At 60.5% G+C, this 1116-nt stretch carries 1 protein-coding gene; it reads left to right on the top strand.

From position 1 onward, the window contains the following. Positions 1–13: 13 nt before the first annotated feature. The gene (locus tag HV670_RS30080; protein WP_175108554.1) at positions 14–991 is read left to right on the top strand and encodes an IS5 family transposase; all 978 of its coding nucleotides are present in this window, start codon (positions 14–16) and stop codon (positions 989–991) included. Positions 992–1116 lie beyond the last annotated feature (125 nt).

The following is a 1116-nucleotide window of genomic DNA, read 5'->3' as shown; positions in this document are numbered from 1 at the left end:
TCGTTAAATCCGGATGAAACAACAGACCCTTGCGATAGCGGCCGATCAAGGCGCCGGATTTGAACAGTACCGTCGGCCAACCAAACGCGATGTGTTCCTTGAGACGATGGAGCAGATCGTGCCGTGGACGCAGTTGTGCGAGGTTGTCGAGCCGCACTATCCGAAGGGTCAAGGCGGACGCCCGCCAGTGGGTCTGGAGCGCATGCTGCGCATGCACTTTGTGCAGCACTGGTTCAACCTGGCGGATGAAGCGTGCGAGGAGGCGCTGCTGGACAGCACCGCATTGCGGCGATTCGTTGGGATTGACCTGGGGCGCGAGCGGGTTCCCGATGGCACGACGCTGTTGAAGTTCCGCAGACTGCTGGAGCGCAACAAGCTCGGCGAGCAGTTGTTTGCCAAGGTCGGCGACGTACTGCAAGGGCGTGGCCTGAAGGTTGGCACCGGCACCATCGTGGATGCCACCATCATCGGTGCCCCCAGTTCCACGAAGAACGCGGACAAGGCGCGAGACCCGGAAATGCATCAGACGAGGAAGGGCCAGCAGTGGTACTTCGGGATGAAGCTGCACATCGGTGTGGATAGCCAGACGGGACTGGCACACAGCGCGGTAGTGAGCGCTGCGAACGTGCATGACAAGCATCCGCTGCCGACTTTGCTGCATGGCGCCGAGCGGCGTGTGTACGGTGACAGCGCCTATGCGAGCCAGAAGGAACTCATCGCCAGCAAGGCACCGCACGCAAAGGACTTTACCAACCAGCGTGTGCGCAAGCGCAGTGATGAAGTCGATGAGGCCAGACGCTCGAAGAACCGCAACAAGTCGAAGATACGTGCCCGGGTCGAGCACGTCTTTGCGGTGGTCAAGCGGCTATGGGGTTTCGTCAAGGTGCGCTATCGCGGCCTGGCCAAGAATGCCACGCGCGCCTTCACCGCACTGGCGTTGAGCAACATCTACATGAGCCGCGAGCGGCTCATGGCACAGGTGCGTCCTTGAGCGGTCAAAGTGGGTCGAGAGACCCGCTTACACGGCCCTTCAGGGCAAGAAAATCGAACCAATCGCGTCGCTGATCTCGAATTCCGAAATTCAGCAGCAAACCGTCGGCGAAAACGGCGACTTCT

The organism is Pararobbsia alpina, from assembly GCF_902859895.1.
Taxonomy (GTDB): domain Bacteria; phylum Pseudomonadota; class Gammaproteobacteria; order Burkholderiales; family Burkholderiaceae; genus Pararobbsia; species Pararobbsia alpina.
This window is presented reverse-complemented; position numbering and strand designations above follow the sequence as displayed.